General features: G+C 39.0%; 17 protein-coding genes. 6 read left to right on the forward strand and 11 right to left on the reverse strand.

The features are described 5' to 3' along the window. The coding region (locus AC1DG9_RS12000; protein ID WP_477634678.1) for a glycoside hydrolase at positions 1–612 on the reverse strand (612 nt) is incomplete at its 3' end. A 66-nt stretch (positions 613–678) separates the two neighbouring features. Here AC1DG9_RS12000 and AC1DG9_RS12005 point away from each other — a divergent pair. Both AC1DG9_RS12005 and AC1DG9_RS12010 read left to right on the forward strand, forming a co-directional pair. Beyond that, positions 679–1,875, forward strand: a complete 1,197-nt coding sequence (locus tag AC1DG9_RS12005) for a DUF4185 domain-containing protein (protein WP_172659352.1) — start codon at positions 679–681, stop codon at positions 1,873–1,875. Between the two features lie 21 nt (positions 1,876–1,896). After that, on the forward strand, positions 1,897–2,865 hold the full coding sequence (locus tag AC1DG9_RS12010) for a FecR family protein (protein WP_337717916.1): 969 nt from the start codon (positions 1,897–1,899) through the stop codon (positions 2,863–2,865). A 209-nt stretch (positions 2,866–3,074) separates the two neighbouring features. Here the strand turns inward: AC1DG9_RS12010 and cdaA are convergent, their stop codons facing one another. After that, a complete protein-coding gene (cdaA, locus tag AC1DG9_RS12015) occupies positions 3,075–3,866 on the reverse strand; it encodes a diadenylate cyclase CdaA (RefSeq protein ID WP_477634679.1) in 792 nt (263 codons plus the stop codon). Between the two features lie 20 nt (positions 3,867–3,886). Continuing rightward, complete coding sequence (folP, locus tag AC1DG9_RS12020; protein ID WP_337717914.1) at positions 3,887–4,744, reverse strand: dihydropteroate synthase; 858 nt, start codon at positions 4,742–4,744, stop codon at positions 3,887–3,889. A gap of 93 nt (positions 4,745–4,837) precedes the next feature. On the opposite strand from folP, the gene AC1DG9_RS12025 reads away from it, so the two are divergent. Genes AC1DG9_RS12025 through AC1DG9_RS12040 form a run of 4 tightly spaced genes read left to right on the forward strand, consistent with a single transcriptional unit; the run spans position 4,838 to position 8,108 of the window. Then, on the forward strand, positions 4,838–5,380 hold the full coding sequence (locus AC1DG9_RS12025) for a DUF1599 domain-containing protein (protein ID WP_172659356.1): 543 nt from the start codon (positions 4,838–4,840) through the stop codon (positions 5,378–5,380). Between the two features lie 10 nt (positions 5,381–5,390). Next, positions 5,391–6,542, forward strand: a complete 1,152-nt coding sequence (locus AC1DG9_RS12030; RefSeq protein ID WP_337717912.1) for a BT_3928 family protein — start codon at positions 5,391–5,393, stop codon at positions 6,540–6,542. Between the two features lie 2 nt (positions 6,543–6,544). Then, positions 6,545–7,600, forward strand: coding sequence for an ABC transporter permease (locus AC1DG9_RS12035; protein WP_337717910.1), 1,056 nt, complete (start codon positions 6,545–6,547; stop codon positions 7,598–7,600). Position 7,601: 1 nt separating this feature from the next. Continuing rightward, on the forward strand, positions 7,602–8,108 hold the full coding sequence (locus AC1DG9_RS12040; RefSeq protein WP_288882546.1) for a shikimate kinase: 507 nt from the start codon (positions 7,602–7,604) through the stop codon (positions 8,106–8,108). On the opposite strand, the gene AC1DG9_RS12045 is transcribed toward AC1DG9_RS12040, so the two are convergent. The 8 genes from AC1DG9_RS12045 to AC1DG9_RS12080 form a co-directional block, all read right to left on the reverse strand. Then, positions 8,091–9,800: a M28 family peptidase gene (locus AC1DG9_RS12045; RefSeq protein ID WP_477634680.1), complete on the reverse strand. Its 1,710-nt coding sequence runs from the start codon at positions 9,798–9,800 to the stop codon at positions 8,091–8,093. The genes AC1DG9_RS12040 and AC1DG9_RS12045 overlap by 18 nt on opposite strands. Positions 9,801–9,853: 53 nt before the next feature. Beyond that, positions 9,854–10,309, reverse strand: coding sequence for a DoxX family protein (locus AC1DG9_RS12050; RefSeq protein ID WP_048903699.1), 456 nt, complete (start codon positions 10,307–10,309; stop codon positions 9,854–9,856). 86 nt (positions 10,310–10,395) lie between these two features. Further along, on the reverse strand, positions 10,396–11,205 hold the full coding sequence (locus AC1DG9_RS12055; protein WP_288882544.1) for a tRNA pseudouridine synthase A: 810 nt from the start codon (positions 11,203–11,205) through the stop codon (positions 10,396–10,398). Positions 11,206–11,209: 4 nt separating this feature from the next. Further along, entirely contained in the window at positions 11,210–13,171 is a 1,962-nt protein-coding gene (locus tag AC1DG9_RS12060) for a beta-N-acetylhexosaminidase (RefSeq protein ID WP_337717906.1), read from the reverse strand. A 21-nt stretch (positions 13,172–13,192) separates the two neighbouring features. After that, positions 13,193–14,599, reverse strand: coding sequence for a D-alanyl-D-alanine carboxypeptidase/D-alanyl-D-alanine endopeptidase (gene dacB / locus AC1DG9_RS12065; RefSeq protein WP_337717904.1), 1,407 nt, complete (start codon positions 14,597–14,599; stop codon positions 13,193–13,195). A gap of 76 nt (positions 14,600–14,675) precedes the next feature. After that, complete coding sequence (locus tag AC1DG9_RS12070; RefSeq protein ID WP_048903702.1) at positions 14,676–15,668, reverse strand: aspartate-semialdehyde dehydrogenase; 993 nt, start codon at positions 15,666–15,668, stop codon at positions 14,676–14,678. 182 nt (positions 15,669–15,850) lie between these two features. Next, positions 15,851–16,735, reverse strand: a complete 885-nt coding sequence (locus tag AC1DG9_RS12075; protein ID WP_172659364.1) for a sugar phosphate isomerase/epimerase family protein — start codon at positions 16,733–16,735, stop codon at positions 15,851–15,853. Between the two features lie 10 nt (positions 16,736–16,745). Beyond that, a complete protein-coding gene (locus AC1DG9_RS12080) occupies positions 16,746–17,627 on the reverse strand; it encodes a hydroxypyruvate isomerase family protein (protein WP_172659365.1) in 882 nt (293 codons plus the stop codon). Positions 17,628–17,680 lie beyond the last annotated feature (53 nt).

The following is a 17,680-nucleotide window of genomic DNA, read 5'->3' on the forward strand; positions in this document are numbered from 1 at the left end:
ACTTCGGTCAGGAAGTTTGACTTCGGTCAGGAAGTTTGCATAAGCATCATATTTATCGGGCCTTAAATTTGTAGAGCCATCTTTTTGCGACTTGTACCCACGGCCATTCTTGTTAAACTGTACCGGAGGGCTGTTTACAAATGCAATCAGGTCTTTTACTCCATAATTTTTTGCCTGCCGTAACATCCAGGTGTATCCTTGCTGTTTGCTCCAGTCGTAAGTTCCATCAGGAGATAAAAAACACTCTACTCTGCGCGAAGGATCTGCAATTCCACTGCTGTCGCCTTGTTCAGCAGTACCCCCGCCAATATTAAACCTCCAAGCAGATAAGCCGATCCCCTTTGGCCTGCCATCTTTTTCAAATCCCCTGCTAAATAACAATTCTGCAATGTGTTGTTTTTCGGCCAATGGCCATTGCTTGCCAATTTCCTCGGTATACCAGCAACCAGAACCGCCGATGTTGTGTATTTGTTGTGCAGTTTTGTTGAGCAGAAGGGTAAATTTAATTGGTTTCTGATCTTGCGAGAATGAACTTAGGGCACTGGCTAAAAGAAAAGTGCACAGGGTAATTTTCCTAATAAAGACACTGGAAAGGAGTAGCTTAATTTTCATAGATACAATATTAATAATTGACAGCTTAATATACATATAACTCTACTTTTAATATATTTATACCTGATGAATAGACTTAAATTTACCTCAGGCATAAAAGAAATCGTTTTGTTATGTTGTTTGGCCGGCTTTTTTAGCAATTCCAATGCTCAGGATTTGACGAATATAAAATTTACGGCTACGGAGGCTACAGAGTGGACAAATTTATTTGTAAGAAATAATGGATGGTTTGGCGGTGATGGTATCTATACTATTCCATTAAATGGGGTAGAATCAGGTAAACCAGAAGCTAAGAAAACCCTCTTCATTTTTAGTGATAGTATGATTGGGAACATTAAAGATGATAAAATGGAGCCCGGAGCTAAAATGATCCATAATAGCATAGCGATATTAAAAGGTACAAAACCTGTAAAGGACAACATAACTTTTTTTTGGAAAAACGACCAGAAGGATAACCCGGAAACTGTATTTGTGCCGAAAACTCCCCTAACAGGCCCTACAGATTATTATTGGCTTGGCGATGGTTTTGTAAACCAGGAGCAAAATAATGCCATCTATATTTTTGGTTACAGGGTTAAACAGGTAAGTGATGGCGCTTTTGGCTTTTCTGAGGTAGGTAATACGCTAATCAAAATCGCCGAAAAAGAAGAGCCTCCTTATAAAACCTTTGAACAGAAAGATACTCCATTTTATTTAAGCAGTAATGAAACCGAAAAGGAAATGGCATCTTTTGGTGCAGGTATATTCGTAAACACAGCCAAGGCCGGAGCGCCTGGGCCTGATGGATATGTTTACGTTTATGGGGTAAAAGGGATGGCTAAAAAATTGCTGGTAGCAAGGGTAAAACCTAAAGAATTTGATGATTACGCTAAGTGGAACTTCTGGGATGGGGCAACGTGGAATGCAGATATTAAGAAGGCTGAAGCAATAACAGATCAGGTTTCAAATGAGCTTAGTTTATCGGTATTGCCAGATGGGAGATATGCGTTAATTTTTCAGCAGGGTGGCATGGGAAGAGCAGTAGGGATGCGTTTAGGGAAAAGCCCTATCGGGCCTTTTGGGCCAATAATAAAATTGTGGGACAGCTCTGATGCGTTAAAAAAGAAAAGTTATTTTTCTTATAATGCTAAGGCTCATCCAGGTTTATCTGAAAAAGGAGAACTTTTAATTAGTTATAATGTTAATTCTTTTGATTTCTTTAAAGATCTTGAAACGGATCCTCAGTTGTACAGGCCCCGGTTCATTAAGATAAAATTTAACTAAAACTGAAAAGGAAGTKTAAAAATGAGTGAAGAACCAGAAAAGAAGCCAATATTTTACGACAGGTGGGCATTCAGATATTTAGCAATAGCCTGTTTGGCGTTAATAGCATGTGCGATTGGGGCAATTTTTTATAACCATCATCCAAAACCCTTAAAAGAAAACAGGTTTGCTAAGAGAGACATTCATGCAGGCAGCAGCAGGGCTATATTAACTTTGGCAAGCGGTAAAAAGATTAGTCTTGATGAAGCGCCTAATGGAGTTCTGGCTGAGGAGTCTGGAGCAAGTATTGTGAGGACAGGAAGCGGACAAATTACCTATGCTGTTCATGAAAAAGCGCTTAATTCTGATACGGTCAAAAATGCAGGGATTAATAGTCTTGAGACTCCCTTGGGTGGCCAATATCAGGTTCGTTTACCAGACGGCACTAAAGTGTGGTTAAATGCGGCCTCTAAATTAACTTATCCGGCATCATTTGATCCAGGTGCTGAGCGTAAAGTAGAGCTAAAGGGTGAAGCTTATTTTGAGATCGCTCAGATTGCCAATACGCCATTTGTGGTATTTTCTGGAAAGCAGCGCATTGAGGTTGAGGCTGCGCGACTTAACATTAGTAGCTATGTTAATGATGAGGCCATAAAAACTACGCTGTTGGAGGGGATGGGCAGAATTAATTCCGATAATATCATAAAGTCGGGCCAGCAGGCTATAAATAAAAAAGGCAATTTGGAAATCATTCCTGCAAATACCAAGGAAGCAGTTGCATGGAAAAACGAGCTCTTCTTATTTGAAGATGAAAGCCTGGAAACCATAATGAAAAGTATTTCCAGATGGTACAACGTTGAAATAATTTATGCTAACGAAAACGCACCTAAGGAATTATTTAGTTTATCTGTTTCAAGGTTTGATAACATCTCTTCTACTTTAAAATCTTTAGAGAATACAGGTTTTGTACGGTTCAAAATAAAGGGGAGAAAAATAACCGTTCTTCGCTAAGTCTGGCATATGTTGCGAAAAACAACAGCTGCTAGGCCTCATCGAAGAAGGTGATTTTTAAGGAAAGTAGGGGGCTATCTAGTATTGCCAGTTGAACAGACAGTATTAATTATCATCAATTTATATTAACATAAGAAGGTGGTTTGCCATGCTATTTTCCTTAAATTCAGTGTCAGAGATGGGGCCTAGGAACCATCTCTGACACTGAATTAAAAATCTTTATTTAGAAGTTTCTCCAACTCTCCAAAAGATACATTCATTCTTACACGGCCTTGTTTAGCATAGGCAATCTCTCCGGTTTCTTCTGAAACAATTACTGCAACGGCATCCGTAGTTTCAGACACGCCAATCCCGGCTCTATGACGAAGACCAAACTGAGGTGGTAATTTATCATTATCAGTTAAAGGGAGGATACAACTTGCACTTTTGATTTTGTTTTCGGCAATAACAACAGCTCCATCATGTAATGGGCTGTATTTTTGAAAGATGCTCTCCAGCAATCGTTTTGATATTTTTGAATCTATTAGCTCACAACTGTTGGCAAAAAGCTGATCGTCGTAAAACTTTACAAATACAATTAGTGCTCCGGTTCTTGATTTTTTCATGCTCTTGCAAGCGTCAATGATAGGTTTTATCCTTACTAAATTGTCGCGCTCAATATTTTTACTTCCAAATAAATAGCCCMACCAGGCTTTGTTTTGCTGTAGAAAAGTATTTTTCCCGATGAGTAATAAGAAGCGCCTGATCTCTGGCTGGAAAATAACAATTAGGGCTATTATCCCCACACTCATAAATTGGTTAATGATAGTGGATAGTAAATTCATTTTTAATGCATCTACAACCCAATGTATTACCAATATGATTACCATACCTAACAACAGGTTTACTGCGAGGGTGTTCTTAATCAGGTTGTAGATGTAATAGATAATTAAAGCGACAAGAATAATATCTACCGCATCTGTTACTGTTACCTTTAAGAAATCAAATTCTAAGCCTTTCATCACTGCCAAGTTATGGATTTTTATTGTTGCTGCGTCTTTTGAACTAAAGCTATACACTCTACTGCAGCTTTTACATCGTGAACACGCAATATGCTTGCTCCTTTTAATAGCGCTATAGTATTCAATACCGATGTTCCGTTAAGGGCTTCCTGCGGAGTTAAACCCAGAAATTTATAGATCATAGATTTTCTGGAAAAGCCGACAAGTAGGGGAAGCTCAAAAATGTTAAAGTCCTGAAGTTGATTTAGCAGCTGATAATTCTGGTCTAAAGTTTTTGCAAAACCGAAGCCGGGATCTAAAATAATATCTTTTACCCCCAGTTTCTGTAGTTCGGCAACTTTAAGGGAGAAGTAGTCCGTTATGTCCAATGCAAGATCTTTATATTCTGTTTGTTGTTGCATGGTTTGTGGCGTTCCCTTCATATGCATCGTAATGTAGGGAACCTGAAGGGCCGCAACTGTTTCAAACATGGCTTCATCCATGTCGCCCGAAGCGATATCATTTATGATATGAGCGCCGGCTTCTATGCTTTCTTTTGCTACTCTTGCTCTAAAAGTGTCTATAGAAATGATTACTTCAGGTAACTTTTTTGTGATAGCCTCTACAATCGGAACTATCCTTTTTAATTCTTCATCCGGACTCACTTCTGCTGCACCCGGACGAGAGGAGTATGCTCCTATATCTATAAACTTAGCCCCATCTTTCAGAAAGGCTTCCGTTCTTTGCAATGCATCGTCTAAAGAGCCGGCCCGGCTGTTACTGTAAAAGGAGTCTGGGGTCAGATTTAGGATGCCCATTACACATGGGGCACTGATATCTGTCAGTTTGCCTTTGACGTTTAGTGTAGTCTTTCGGTTTAAAAATGTATCTTTAGCCATTGTTTGAATACAAACTTAGATAAAATCTTTAAATGATTTTACTCAATTAGGATACAGTATTAAAACGGATGTAAACTTATTATTTTAATCGTTTTGGCAACAAACACTTCACAAGAATTTGACTCAGTAATAGCGGTTTGCAAATCGCTTTTTTTAAAGAAAACAAACGACTATGGAACAGCGTGGCGAATATTAAGGCCGGCTTCTATAACAGACCAGATCTTCATTAAAGCACAGCGGATCCGCACGCTTGAGGAAAAGAAAGTATCTAAAGTAGGAGAAGACATTGTTTCTGAGTATATAGGAATTATTAATTATTGTGCAATTGCCATGATGCAGCTTGAGCTTGGAGAAGATGATCCGTATGAGCTGGGTGTGGAAAGAGTAGAGAAGCTTTTTGACGAGAAGGTAAATGGGACTAAAGAACTTATGTTTGCCAAAAATCACGATTATGGTGAGGCCTGGAGAGACATGCGCATTAGCTCTTTAACAGATCTGATTTTAATGAAAATTTTAAGAGTAAAACAAATAGAAGACAATTCGGGGCACACCCTGGCCTCCGAAGGTGTAAATGCAAATTATCAGGATATGCTAAACTATGCTGTTTTTGCTTTAATTAAGTTGGGCGTAAAATAGCTGGTAAACAATGAAGAAAGCCGCATTAAACTTTTCCAGGATATTTGTTGGTATCCTCTTTATATTTTCAGGATTAATAAAAGCCAATGATCCGCTTGGATTTGGTTATAAATTGCAGGAGTACTTTGAAGTGTTCCATATGCCGTTTCTTAGTGGCATGGCTACAGGAATTGCCATATTGCTTTGTGTATTTGAAATTGTATTGGGTGCTTTACTGCTTTTTGGTTTTTGGCGCAAACAGGTAACAACTGGTTTACTGGTGGTTATTATTTTCTTTACATTTCTAACCTTTGTTTCGGCAGCGTTTAAAGTAGTAACCTCATGCGGATGTTTTGGAGATGCCATTCCTTTAACCCCTTGGCAATCTTTTTCTAAAGATCTGGTTTTATTGGCAATGATCGTTTACCTGTTCAAAAACAGGGATAGGATACACCCGGTTACTGAAAATGCCAGATGGCAAAGCGCTTTGTTTGCTATTGTACTTACTTTTTCATTAATGTTTAGTCAGTTCACCTATAGCAGATTGCCTGTGCTAGATTTTCTGCCTTATAAAGTTGGGGCTAGCTTGCCCGATTTGATGAAGATACCTGCCGGGGCACCGCCTGATGAGTATTTAATCATGTACAACATGAAGAATAAGGAAACAGGTGAAACCAAGGTGATGAGTGATAAAGATTATCTGAAAACTGAGATCTGGAAAGATGACAACTGGGAAATTATAGGTGATCCGGAGAGCAAGCTGATTAAAAAAGGCTATGAGCCTAAAATTAAAGATTTACAAATAACCGATGCTTCGGGCACCGATTATACAAAAGAACTAATAGAAAATCCATATTACAATCTGGTAATTGTAGCATACAATTTAAAAGACTCCAATGAGGAAGGTATAGCTAAGTTAAATGCGCTGGCATTAAATGCAACGGAACAATTTAATATCAGGTCCATAATGTTAACCTCCAGTTCAGCACAAGATGCAGATGCCTATAGCAAAAAAATGAAACTGTTTAGTGAAGTCTTTTATGCTGATGCTGTGCCTTTAAAAAGTATGGTGAGGGCAAATCCAGGTGTGCTTTTACTTAAGAACGGTGTTGTTATTAATAAATGGCATTATAATAATGTTCCTTCTTTTGACGAACTTACTAAAATGTATTTTGCTAAATAATCATGTTACAATACGCTTTTAAAAAATTCATCTATGGATTTGCCGTAATGGCAGGCGTAATTGTAGTCGTGTTTGTATTATTTAATGTATTGCCCGGAGATCCCGCAAGGATGACTTTAGGACAACGTTCTGATGTACAATCTTTAGAGGCTGTACGCAAAGAGTTTGGGTTAGATAGATCAAGACCTGTACAATTCTTCCTTTATTTAAATGACCTTTCGCCAATAGGGCTCCACGATAATAATAAGGAGACGAAGGACAAGTACCATTATGTAAAACTGTTTTCTGTTGGCAAAGATGTTATAGCGCTTAAATGGCCTTATTTACGCCGTTCTTATCAAACTAAACGCGATGTAACCACAATTCTTACTGAAACGGTTCCCAATACTTTCATTCTGGCACTTACAGCTATGATATTTGCTACTATAATAGGTGTTTTTTTAGGGGTACTGTCGGCTGTTCATAAAGATAGCTGGATTGATAAGACTGCAAATGCTTTTGCTATTTTGGGTATATCTGCACCTTCTTTTTTCGCCGGGATCATTATAGCATGGTTTTTTGGCTTTGTACTTAGCGATTACACCGGGTTAAATATGTCTGGCAGTTTGTATAGCTATGATCCTTTTGAGGGTGAGGTAACCACCTGGAAAAATCTGTGGTTACCAATGGTAACCCTGGGCTTAAGGCCACTGGCTATTATTGTACAGTTAACGCGCAGTGCGATGTTAGATGTTCTTGCACAGGATTACATTAGAACTGCACGGGCAAAAGGATTAGGGAGAAATGCAATAATTTACAAGCATGCACTTAGAAATGCCCTAAATCCCGTTATCACCGCTATTTCGGGATGGTTTGCTTCACTGCTGGCTGGTTCGTTTTTTGTAGAGTATATTTTTGGTTATAATGGTTTAGGGCGCACTACTGTAACTGCACTGGAGATGTCAGATTTTCCGGTAGTTATGGGGTCTATACTTTTTATTGCCTTTGTTTTTGTAGTAATTAATATTTTTGTAGATATTTTATATGCCTTTGTTGATCCAAGGGTAAAGTTGGCTTAAAATGATGATATTCCTGATTGGATTTATGGGTTGCGGCAAAAGTACTTTAGGTAAAAAATTAGCCACTAAATTAGGTTACGATTTTATAGATCTGGACCATGTACTGGAAGACAAGGTGGGTTCCAATATCGGAGACTATTTTGCGGCTAATGGAGAAGATGCTTTTAGAAGATTGGAAAGCAAATTACTGAAAGAACATAATTACCCTGCAAACTGTGTAGTAGCAACCGGTGGAGGCGCTCCATGTTATTTTGATAATATGGAATGGATGAACGACAACGGGGTTACCATGTATGTCGAAATGTCTCCAATTGCCCTGGCTAAGAGACTGGAAAAAGGTAAAGAAAAACGCCCCTTAATTAAAGATATGAATCATGAGCAGCTGATTGATTTTATTGAAACCAGGTTGGTTGAAAGGAACCGTTTCTATAAACGTGCTATTTTAAGTGTTGATGGAATAAACCTTACACCAGATAAGGCATTGGAGCATTTATCTCAGTTCATCTAAATACTGGTTGGTTTGTTTTTCTACTTCCAGAACTGCAAATTTAATTGCTGAACTTACTCGTTTTGTTTCTGTCTTTACCGGGATTGAAGAAATGGTTGCAAGGGCATCGGCATAGTATTTTCCCCAGGTTGATAGGATGTGCTTTTCCTGCTCGATAGTAGACTTTCCGCTCATAATGGCTTGTTTGCTCAAGCTAAATTCTGTTTTTAATCGAATTAAAGCAGCCGCTTTTACTTCATTAACGGTAAATAATGCGGTGTTTTCATCTGCCGTTACCAGTGTGTAGGCAGTGGTTAGGGCGCTGATACCAACGTTTTTCATAGTTGTTGCTGATACTTTGTCTAGCCGGTCATTATCGGTATGGTAAAAAACATCTGTAAAATGCCACATTAATAAACCCGGGATTTTGTTTTTCAGGAAAGGTGTATGATCGCTACCTCCTTCAAAGGGGTTATAGTTAACCTTCCAGTTTGCATGTTTGCCCTGGTCATTACAAATTTTCATGACCAGATCGTTATAGTAATGAGGGAAAAGATTCTCCTCCTTTACATCTCCGGATCCCCATTCTGAATGTTTATCTGTACCTCTTGTCCATATGGCCGAAGGATCGGGCATTTTTTCTATGAGGAAAGATCCTCCGGTTTTCTCTGTGTTTTCTCCAACCATATCCAGGCTCATTCCCCACATAATTCCCTTTGCCCTTTCGTTATTCTCTTTGATGTACCGCTGGGTAGAAACAATTTCATCACCCCATAAAAAGGTTAGTGTTCTTTGAGGTATAAGTTTCCCTGATTTTACCAGCGATGCAGTAAGTCTTGCCATTTCAGCTAAGGTACCTACCCCAGATGCATTGTCGTTTGCACCAGGTTCCTGTACATGAGCACTATATACAAAACGCTCATTAGGCTTAATGTTCCCTTTTATGTTGGCAATTATAGTTAATTCTTCTGAAGGATAGGTGTTTGTTGCTACAGTAACATTTAGTTTAACAGGACCTTTTGCTATTGCTTTCTTTAGGCGCTCTTTGGCCTTGTATGAAAGATTGATTGCCCAGCCCTTACCATCTGGATTATTAATTCCAGAAAATTGAATAGATGTTTGATACTTCTCGGGTTGGGTATAATCAGGCATTGCATATCCTAAAACTCCCAGAGCCCCCGCATTGATGGCAACATTGAAAAGCCTCCCTGTTCCAATTTCTGAAAATACAATTTTGCCTTTGATGTMCTTATCATCTATGGTGCTGATATCTGCTGGATTTACGTAAATCACCTCAGCTGTAGTACCTCCTATAGGGGTTGAAGAAGAGTTTATCGTAATCATATTGCGATTTGTTTTAAACTCTAATAGAGGCTCATGCTCAACTTCAATGCCTACTGTGGCATTAACCGGCTCCCATGTATTTTGTTTCATCGGACGTTTTTCGATGCGGTAGGTTAATAGGCCTTCCGATTCATCTTTCTGTTCCGCTACGAACCCTGCTTTTTTTAATAGACCTTCTACATAATAAATGCTCTCATTAAAACCCTTGTTGCCAGGCAAACGCCAGTGCTGTTCCACAAAAGATGTAGTTTCAAAGGCGTTTTTTTCATTGAACCCATTGCGGGTAATGTCGAAATAGGATAACGTAGGGTCTTGCGCAAAACTATGCGAAGCATATAATAGCAATCCGGCAAGCAACAGTTTTTTCATGCATATAAAATATGCCGAAAGATACTAAGAATCGCAGAATCGTTATAGGCTATCTACCTGTTAATATCTTGCCTTTTTTTCATAGAGTAATCTACCGAGTATGGTCCAGATCCAATAACCCAAAATAAGACTAATAACAGCAGTACAATAATTGAAAGCCACAATTCAGAATTCAAAGCTGAAAAGCCATGTGACAGGTTGACGAAAAAAACAGCACACAATAATATTGGAATCTGTATCACAGATGCAAACCGTGTAAGCAAGCCTATAGCAATTAAAAGACCTCCTACCAGATGTACAAATCCGACAATGTGAACGGCTACGCTTGCCATCATTCCAGAAAAACCAAATACATTATTCTGTAATAATAGATCTTGAAGCACTGCCGTGTTGCTAACTATTGCAATACCCTTGCTAAAAATGAGAATACCTAAAGCAATACGGATGATGTCTAGCCATTTGGCATGATGTAGATCGCCCCAACGCTCGATTTTTTGAATAACAGTCATGATAATGCCTCCTATTTTATAATGGTCTATTAAAGCTAACTAATTTTGATTAAATAACCAATAGCAAGATATTAACAATCAATATATTATAATGTTTTCCAGGAAAGGTCTGTTTGCTTCTGAAGTATAGATGAAAAAGCGGTTCTGGGAGGTAAATTTAAATATGGATAAGTCACTTTTGACAGGTATAATCCTTGAGGGTGCGCAGGTGTAATTAATGCCGGGGTCTGTTTGTTGACCAGGTAACTCTCAAATTCGTCTACACTTAAAACTCCTTTCCCGATTTTTAAAACCTGACCCATGATAATCCTGATCATCTTGCTTAGGAAGCGATTTGAAGCGATTTGGAAGCGTAACTTGTCGCCGGTGGAGTCTACCGCCAGATTTGCAGACATGACATTACAGATGGTGTGTTCGTATTTATCAGGGCTGGTACAAAAGGGTCTGTAATCTTTATAATTCGGAAGTATTTCAACCGCCTGTTTCATTCTATCAAAATGAAGGTCTTCAAGCAAATAAAAGGAACTGAGGCCACTTAGAAAAGGATCTTTATAAGTGTGGATAAAGTAGTCATAGGACCTTTGTACGGCGTCAAATCGGGCATGTTGCAAGCCATCCATTGCAATGATATCAAATATGGCAATGTTTGCAGGCAAGAGCTTATTTAACCTGAACAAGAGATCAAAATCCCAGGTTTGTTCTATATCCATGTGAAAAAAGAACTGACTGGCGTGTACATGTGCATCAGTACGCCCGCAACCGATAATAAATACAGGAGTCTTTAATACTTGAGTAAGTGCTTTCTCAAGCACACCTTGTACGTTTAGTACTCCGGGTTGTTTTTGCCATCCGTTATAGTGTAAGCCGTTGTAGCCAATGTGAACAAAGTATCTCAATGTCTTATTTTCTAGATCTTCTGCTTAACTCGTCTACAGGCATAGACAACATTCTGCCTACTGGTTGTTTTCCTTTGTAAGTAATCACTTTAAGTGTAGTAGCGTCTTTTGGCGGTGCTAACTTTTCTGTGTACTTAGGGTAAAAACGATCGGGAAATGAATTATCGAAACTGTAATAAATATCAAGCCCAGGTACCTCTGTACTCAATTCGATCATAAGCTGCTTATCTGCCGATCTGCTTACACTAAATATAGGGTCATAAACACTTGGGGCATATTTTGTTTCAGCTACGTCGAGCCTTTTAAAATGCTGCTCAACCCGATTAAAGAAATTGTTCCAGTTTTTCTTTTCAATAGGCGACCATACGGACTCCGCTATGGCCAGCCCTCTTGGCCAGGTCATATATTCTGCCTGGCGGATATTGTAAACTTGTTCAGTCCATAAGTTGGCCTGTCCGCCTTTAATGTATTTTTTGTCAACACCAGCCGGGATAGGATCGAACTCATATGATTTACTTAGTCTTAATGAGGCATATACCTTGGGTTCTGTAATGGGGTCAGCCTGCATATAATCTAGGTAAGCATAAGTAGTTGGACTCATCACTACTTCGTGTTTTCTTTTGGCTGCTTCAATCCCGTATTTCATACCCCGCCAGCTCATCACGCTAGTGTTTGGTGGCATATCTCCATCCAGAATCTCATCCCAACCCATAAATTTCTTACCTTTTGATTCAACGATCTTTTGTGCCCGCTTTTCAAAATAGCCCTGAACCTGATGCATATTTTTTAAGCCTTCCTTTTTCATTAGGGCTTTAATGCTATCACTCTTTTCCCAAAAGTTAAACGGAGCCTCATCACCACCCATATGAATGTATTCGAATGGGAATAATTGGGCTACCTGTGTAATTACAGTATCTAAAAAAGTGTACACTTTTTCATTGGCAGGACAAAGCGTGTTGTCTACTAGAGCAATAGGAGGGGCGCCTCTCGACCAATCCATAATTCGTTCACCAGAACGTACACGGTAGTTCTCGGCACCAGGGGTACATGATAATTCGGGATACGAAGCAATCGCAGCTAAACTATGACCGGGAACATCTATTTCTGGTAGTATATCTACAAATCTTTCTTTAGCATATTGCACCAGATCTCTTATGTCATCCTGGGTGTAAAAACCTCCATAGTTTCGGGGCTCATCAGCGGCAGGAGGGAAGAAGTTTCCGAATTCACCTATCTTTTTAACATTCCATGCACCTACTTCAGTTAATTTTGGCAAACCTTTTATTTCTATTCTCCATCCCTCATCATCAGTTAGATGTAGATGCAGGATATTGTATTTGTATCTTACCATTGCATCTATGTATTGTTTCACTTCTGCTTTGGTGAAAAAATGACGTGCGACATCAAACATTAATCCTCTCCACCCCACTCGTGGATAATCTATTATTTCTACACAAGGAGCTTTCCATTCTATATTTTCAACAGCTTCTTTACTTTCAATTTCTTTAGGAAACAACTGGATAAGACTCTGAACACCATAAAATAAGCCTGCTGGTTTGTTTGCTTTAATGGTAATATGATTAGGTGTTACCGACAATTGATACCCCTCTTTACCTAACGCCGAATTTGCTTTTTCATTTAGGATGAGGTTAATGGTTGATTTTGCAGACGGAGTGCTCACCTCAGCAACGTAACTTCCTGTTGGAATAGAAAGTCTTTCTTGTAAAAAAGCCACCACCTGCTTAATTTCTGCCACTGCCGGAGCTTGTATAACCACATTTGAAGGAAGCAAAAAATACCCCTCACTTTTTATAACTGATACCGGTTCTGGTATAATTGCAATATCCGGTGCATTGTTTACTATAGCAACAGTTTCTGTTGTAGCTTCGGTATTGGGAATAGCATACTGACCGAAGGCAGGAATACTTAAAAGACTTAAACAGAGCAGGTAAAAGGTGTTTTTCATAATTGCCGCAATTTATCAATTTTACTTAAGGGCATCCAAAACCCGGAACAGTTTTTTGCTGATCCCGGAACCAGAATAGTTGTTTATGTTAATTACTATGATATATTTATTGCCGTTCTTGTCGGTGTAATAGCCGGCATAGGCTGATACGTCATTAATACTTCCGCTTTTAAGTCTCATGCCATTGTTTTCCGGCAGGGATTCGTAATAAGCAGGGAACCAGCTTTCCTTTTGACTTTGAAAAAGAACGCTTGCCATTGCTGCGGTTGTTACTCGGGTGCCAGGCGATAAGCCACTGCCATCCAAAATGTTTAACGCGCGACTATCTATGCCTTTTGCGGACCAGTAATTAATTACAGTAGCAGCTCCGTTTTGTGTGGTAGCTTCTTTTCCCGATTTCCAGGCAATGGTTTTTAATAAGTGTTCTCCATATAGGTTCACACTTTTTTTATTGAACCAGTATACAATTTCGCTAAGAGCAGGGGAGCTTATTGTTGTTAATTTTTGGGTTACTACCGGCATTGGTTTTTGTTCTGCCGTCAACTGTCTGGCTGTAGTAGGTGTTTCTGTAGCGCTTATGCCTATACGATGTAAAGTGTCTTGTAATCTAAATGCCGCATCAAAAGCCGGATCAGGCAGTGCTGCCGAAACTCCCGATTTTGAAATGCCAATAGCCCAGCTTCCTCTTAAATACGCAGTAGTGCCAAGTGGAGGTAAATAGGCATAAACCCTGTCTCCTGTGCCCTCAGCGCCCGCCTTCAATTCATTTACAAACTTAATGTAAGGCATTTCAGGGACGGCTTTTAATACTGTTACAGTCCGCTCAGCTTTATTTGCCTTTAAATGAAGATCAAATTGGTTCTCTCTCCAACTCAGTGCCGAAGCCCCTGCACCATAGTAATTACCTATATCTTGCCAAATCCAACCATCAGGAGTCGTTTGGCTTCCCCATAAACCATCATCGCCTATAACTTTTCCTTCAATCTTTTTAATCCCGGCACCTTTTATGGCATTTACCCATTGATTTAAGATCACCCCTTCTTTAGTTGTTTCATATCGCCATGAACCCAATGTAGGGTCTCCGCCGCCAACAATAATCAGGTTTCCTTTTAATGTCCCTTCTGAATTGATGGTGCCGCTGTAGGCTAATGTTGTCTGGTATTGAAAATCTTTACCTAGTAATCCAAATGCAGTTGCTGAGGTGATGGTTTTCAATGTCGACGCAGTAGCCACGCCTATATTCTCATTTTTGGCGAAGATCGTTTGTCCAGTTTTTGCATCCAGTACACATAAAGAGGTTAGTGCATATTTTGCCTGCGGGTCGGCAAGTAAATTATTAAAGGCCTGTTCCAGTTTCTGCACAGGCGCCTGTGCGTAAACAAGACTTTGAGACAATAAGAACAGTAAAAGGAAAAATTTCTTTAACATAGGCATTTTAAAAAAAAAGTGATGTAAAAATAGCAATCGAGCTATTTCTACATCACTAACGTTTTTTACAGATATTTTATATCAGCTCATTTCTTACCAGGAACTCTGCAATCTGTACAGCGTTGGTAGCAGCACCTTTACGCAGGTTATCGGCAACAATCCACATGTTTAATGTGTTTGGCAACGATTCATCACGTCTGATCCTTCCTACAAATACTTCATCTTTTTCATGAGCATCTTTAGGCATCGGGTATTTAAGGTTCGCTGTATCATCAACAACAATGATTCCTTCAGTTTTAGTAAGCAAATCTCTTACATCAGCAAGGTCAAAATCATTCTCAAACTCTATGTTCACTGATTCAGAGTGCCCCCCCATAACCGGGATACGTACTGTAGTAGCAGTAACCCTGATGCTGTCATCGCCCATGATCTTGCGTGTTTCAAGTATCATTTTCATTTCCTCTTTAGTATATCCGTTTTCAGTGAATACATCAATTTGAGGAATAACATTTAAATCAATAGGATATGCGTAAGCCATAGGGCCGTCTGTAATACCTTTACGCTCATTCATTAGTTGTTCTACAGCTTTTACACCAGTACCGGTAACAGACTGGTAGGTAGAAACCACAACGCGTTTGATTCTATATTTATCGTGAAGTGGTTTTAAAGCCACTACCATTTGTATGGTTGAACAGTTAGGGTTTGCAATGATCTTATCATCGATAGATAATTCATTTGCATTAACTTCAGGAACGATCAGTTTTTTTGAAGGATCCATACGCCATGCCGACGAATTATCGATTACTGTTGTACCAGCCTCTGCAAAAAGAGGAGCATATGTTAATGAGGTACCACCACCTGCAGAGAACAATGCGATGTCGGGCCTCATTGCAATTGCAGTTTCCATATTTACAACAGCATACTTCTTACCCTTGAATGAGATTTCCTTACCAACACTCTTCTCAGATGCTACAGGGATCAATTCAGTTAACGGGAAGTTACGCTCTTCTAATACTTTTAACATTACGGTGCCTACCAGACCGGTGGCGCCAACTACTGCAATTTTCATTTTTTTCTAATTGTTTTTTACTTGTTTTTAATTAATTATAAAGGTTTTATGTTTAATAAGTCCCCAAAGATGTGAAATATTTCAGCATTAAGTAAATGTTTCTGCAAACCAGGGTACTTATAAACAAAAAAGGGAAGTGATTTTTGTAAACCACTTCCCTTTTGTTGTTAAGATATATCTTCTTAAACCAGTTCGCGATTTACGTAATCAAAGCTTTGCTTAATGCTTACAAAAGGATCCTTTGAGAAATTCTCCTGCTCAACAATTAAGTGTTTAAGGCCTGATTCCTTGGCGTGCTTATAAATGCTCTTAAAGTCGATTTTTCCACTTCCTACTTCTGTATTAATCGTATTGTTCGCTTTATCCATATCCTTCACATGCCACATCACAAAACGACCAGGATGTTTCGCAAATAATGCAAGTGGATCGTTCCCGGATCTTACAACCCAGTATAAATCCATCTCAAACTGAACATTTTTCTTGTCGGTTTCCTGAAGCAATATGTCGTATCCGGTAGTATCTCCGTATTTTTTAAACTCAAAATCGTGATTATGGTATGCTAGCTGTAATCCAGATTTAGCACACAGTTCTGCTGCTTCATTTAATCTTGCCGCTACCTTTTTAAAAGCATCAAGATCGGGTCTTAATGATTCATCAAGATATGGACAGGTTAGATATTCCATATTTAAAGTTAAAGCACCTTCAATTAAAGGTTTAACTTCGTCCAGATTGCCGCTTTTAATAAAGCCATCTAAGCCAAAGTGGCCACTAGGAGCTTTTAATCCATTCGCATCAAGCAAACCTTTAAATGTTTTGGCATCTAAACCCCAAAATCCTGCATCAGCAGTATAACCATAGGTTTCAACTTCTTTGTAACCGGCTTTTGCTACCTTTTCTATTACACCTTTAACATCTTTAGGTAGTAATTCTCTTAAGGTATAAAGTTGTAGCCCAATTGGATGCGCACCACCTGCAGCAGGCGTGCTGCTGCAGGCAAAAGATGGTAATAACGCTGCACCTGCAACGGCAATACCTGCCTGCTTAATAAAATTTCTTCTAGAATTCATAGTTTTTGAATTATACATCACAAATATTTACTGCTTCTCTTAATGACTTCATACCGTCTTTACTCTTTGGAATAAATTCCTGGGCAAGATAGCCTTTGAAACCAGTTGCTACAATAGCTTTAATAATAGCAGGATAAAATAGTTCCTGAGTATCATCAATCTCATTTCTTCCGGGTACTCCGGCCGTGTGATAATGAGAAATGTATTGGTGGTTATTTGTTATTGTACTGATAACATTCCCCTCGTCAATTTGCATATGGTAAATGTCATAAAGCAATTTAAAGTTTTCAGAGCCTAACCTTTTACATAGTTCGACACCCCAAGGGGTATTATCGCACTGATAATCTCCATGGTTAACTTTACTGTTAAGTAGCTCCATAACCACTACTACATTATGCTTTTCAGCAATTGGAAGTATTTGTTTTAAGCCTTCAACACAGTTTTTTAATCCTGTCTCATCGTCTTTACCCCTACGGTTTCCGCTGAAGCAGATCAATTGCTTGTAGCCCGCTTCGGCAACCTTCGGAATCATTTCTGAATAGTTTTTAATCAGTGTTGCATGAAATTTAGGATCATTCCACCCGTCCGGGATACTGATTTCTGCACCATTACACATTGAAGAGTATAAGCCATGTTTCTTTAACGTAGCCCAATCATTAGGGCCAACAAGGTCTATCGCTTTAATGCCGATTTTTTTTGCCTCAATACATAAAGTATCAAGATCTACGCTTCCAAAGCACCAACGGCAAACAGAATGATTTACATTTCCTTTTAACATAGTTGACTTATATGGGTCAAGAGCAAAAGCGGGCAAAGCTGCCGAAACACCTAATGCGGCGGTTCCGGCAACGATATTTTTCAGTGCAGTTCTCCTGCTTAATTCTGATTCCATTTTTTTAAATATCTAAATTTTGATTTGGTTCAAATAGATTAATGGGCAATAGC

The sequence above is a fragment of the Pedobacter sp. 05L430 genome (assembly GCF_056397585.1).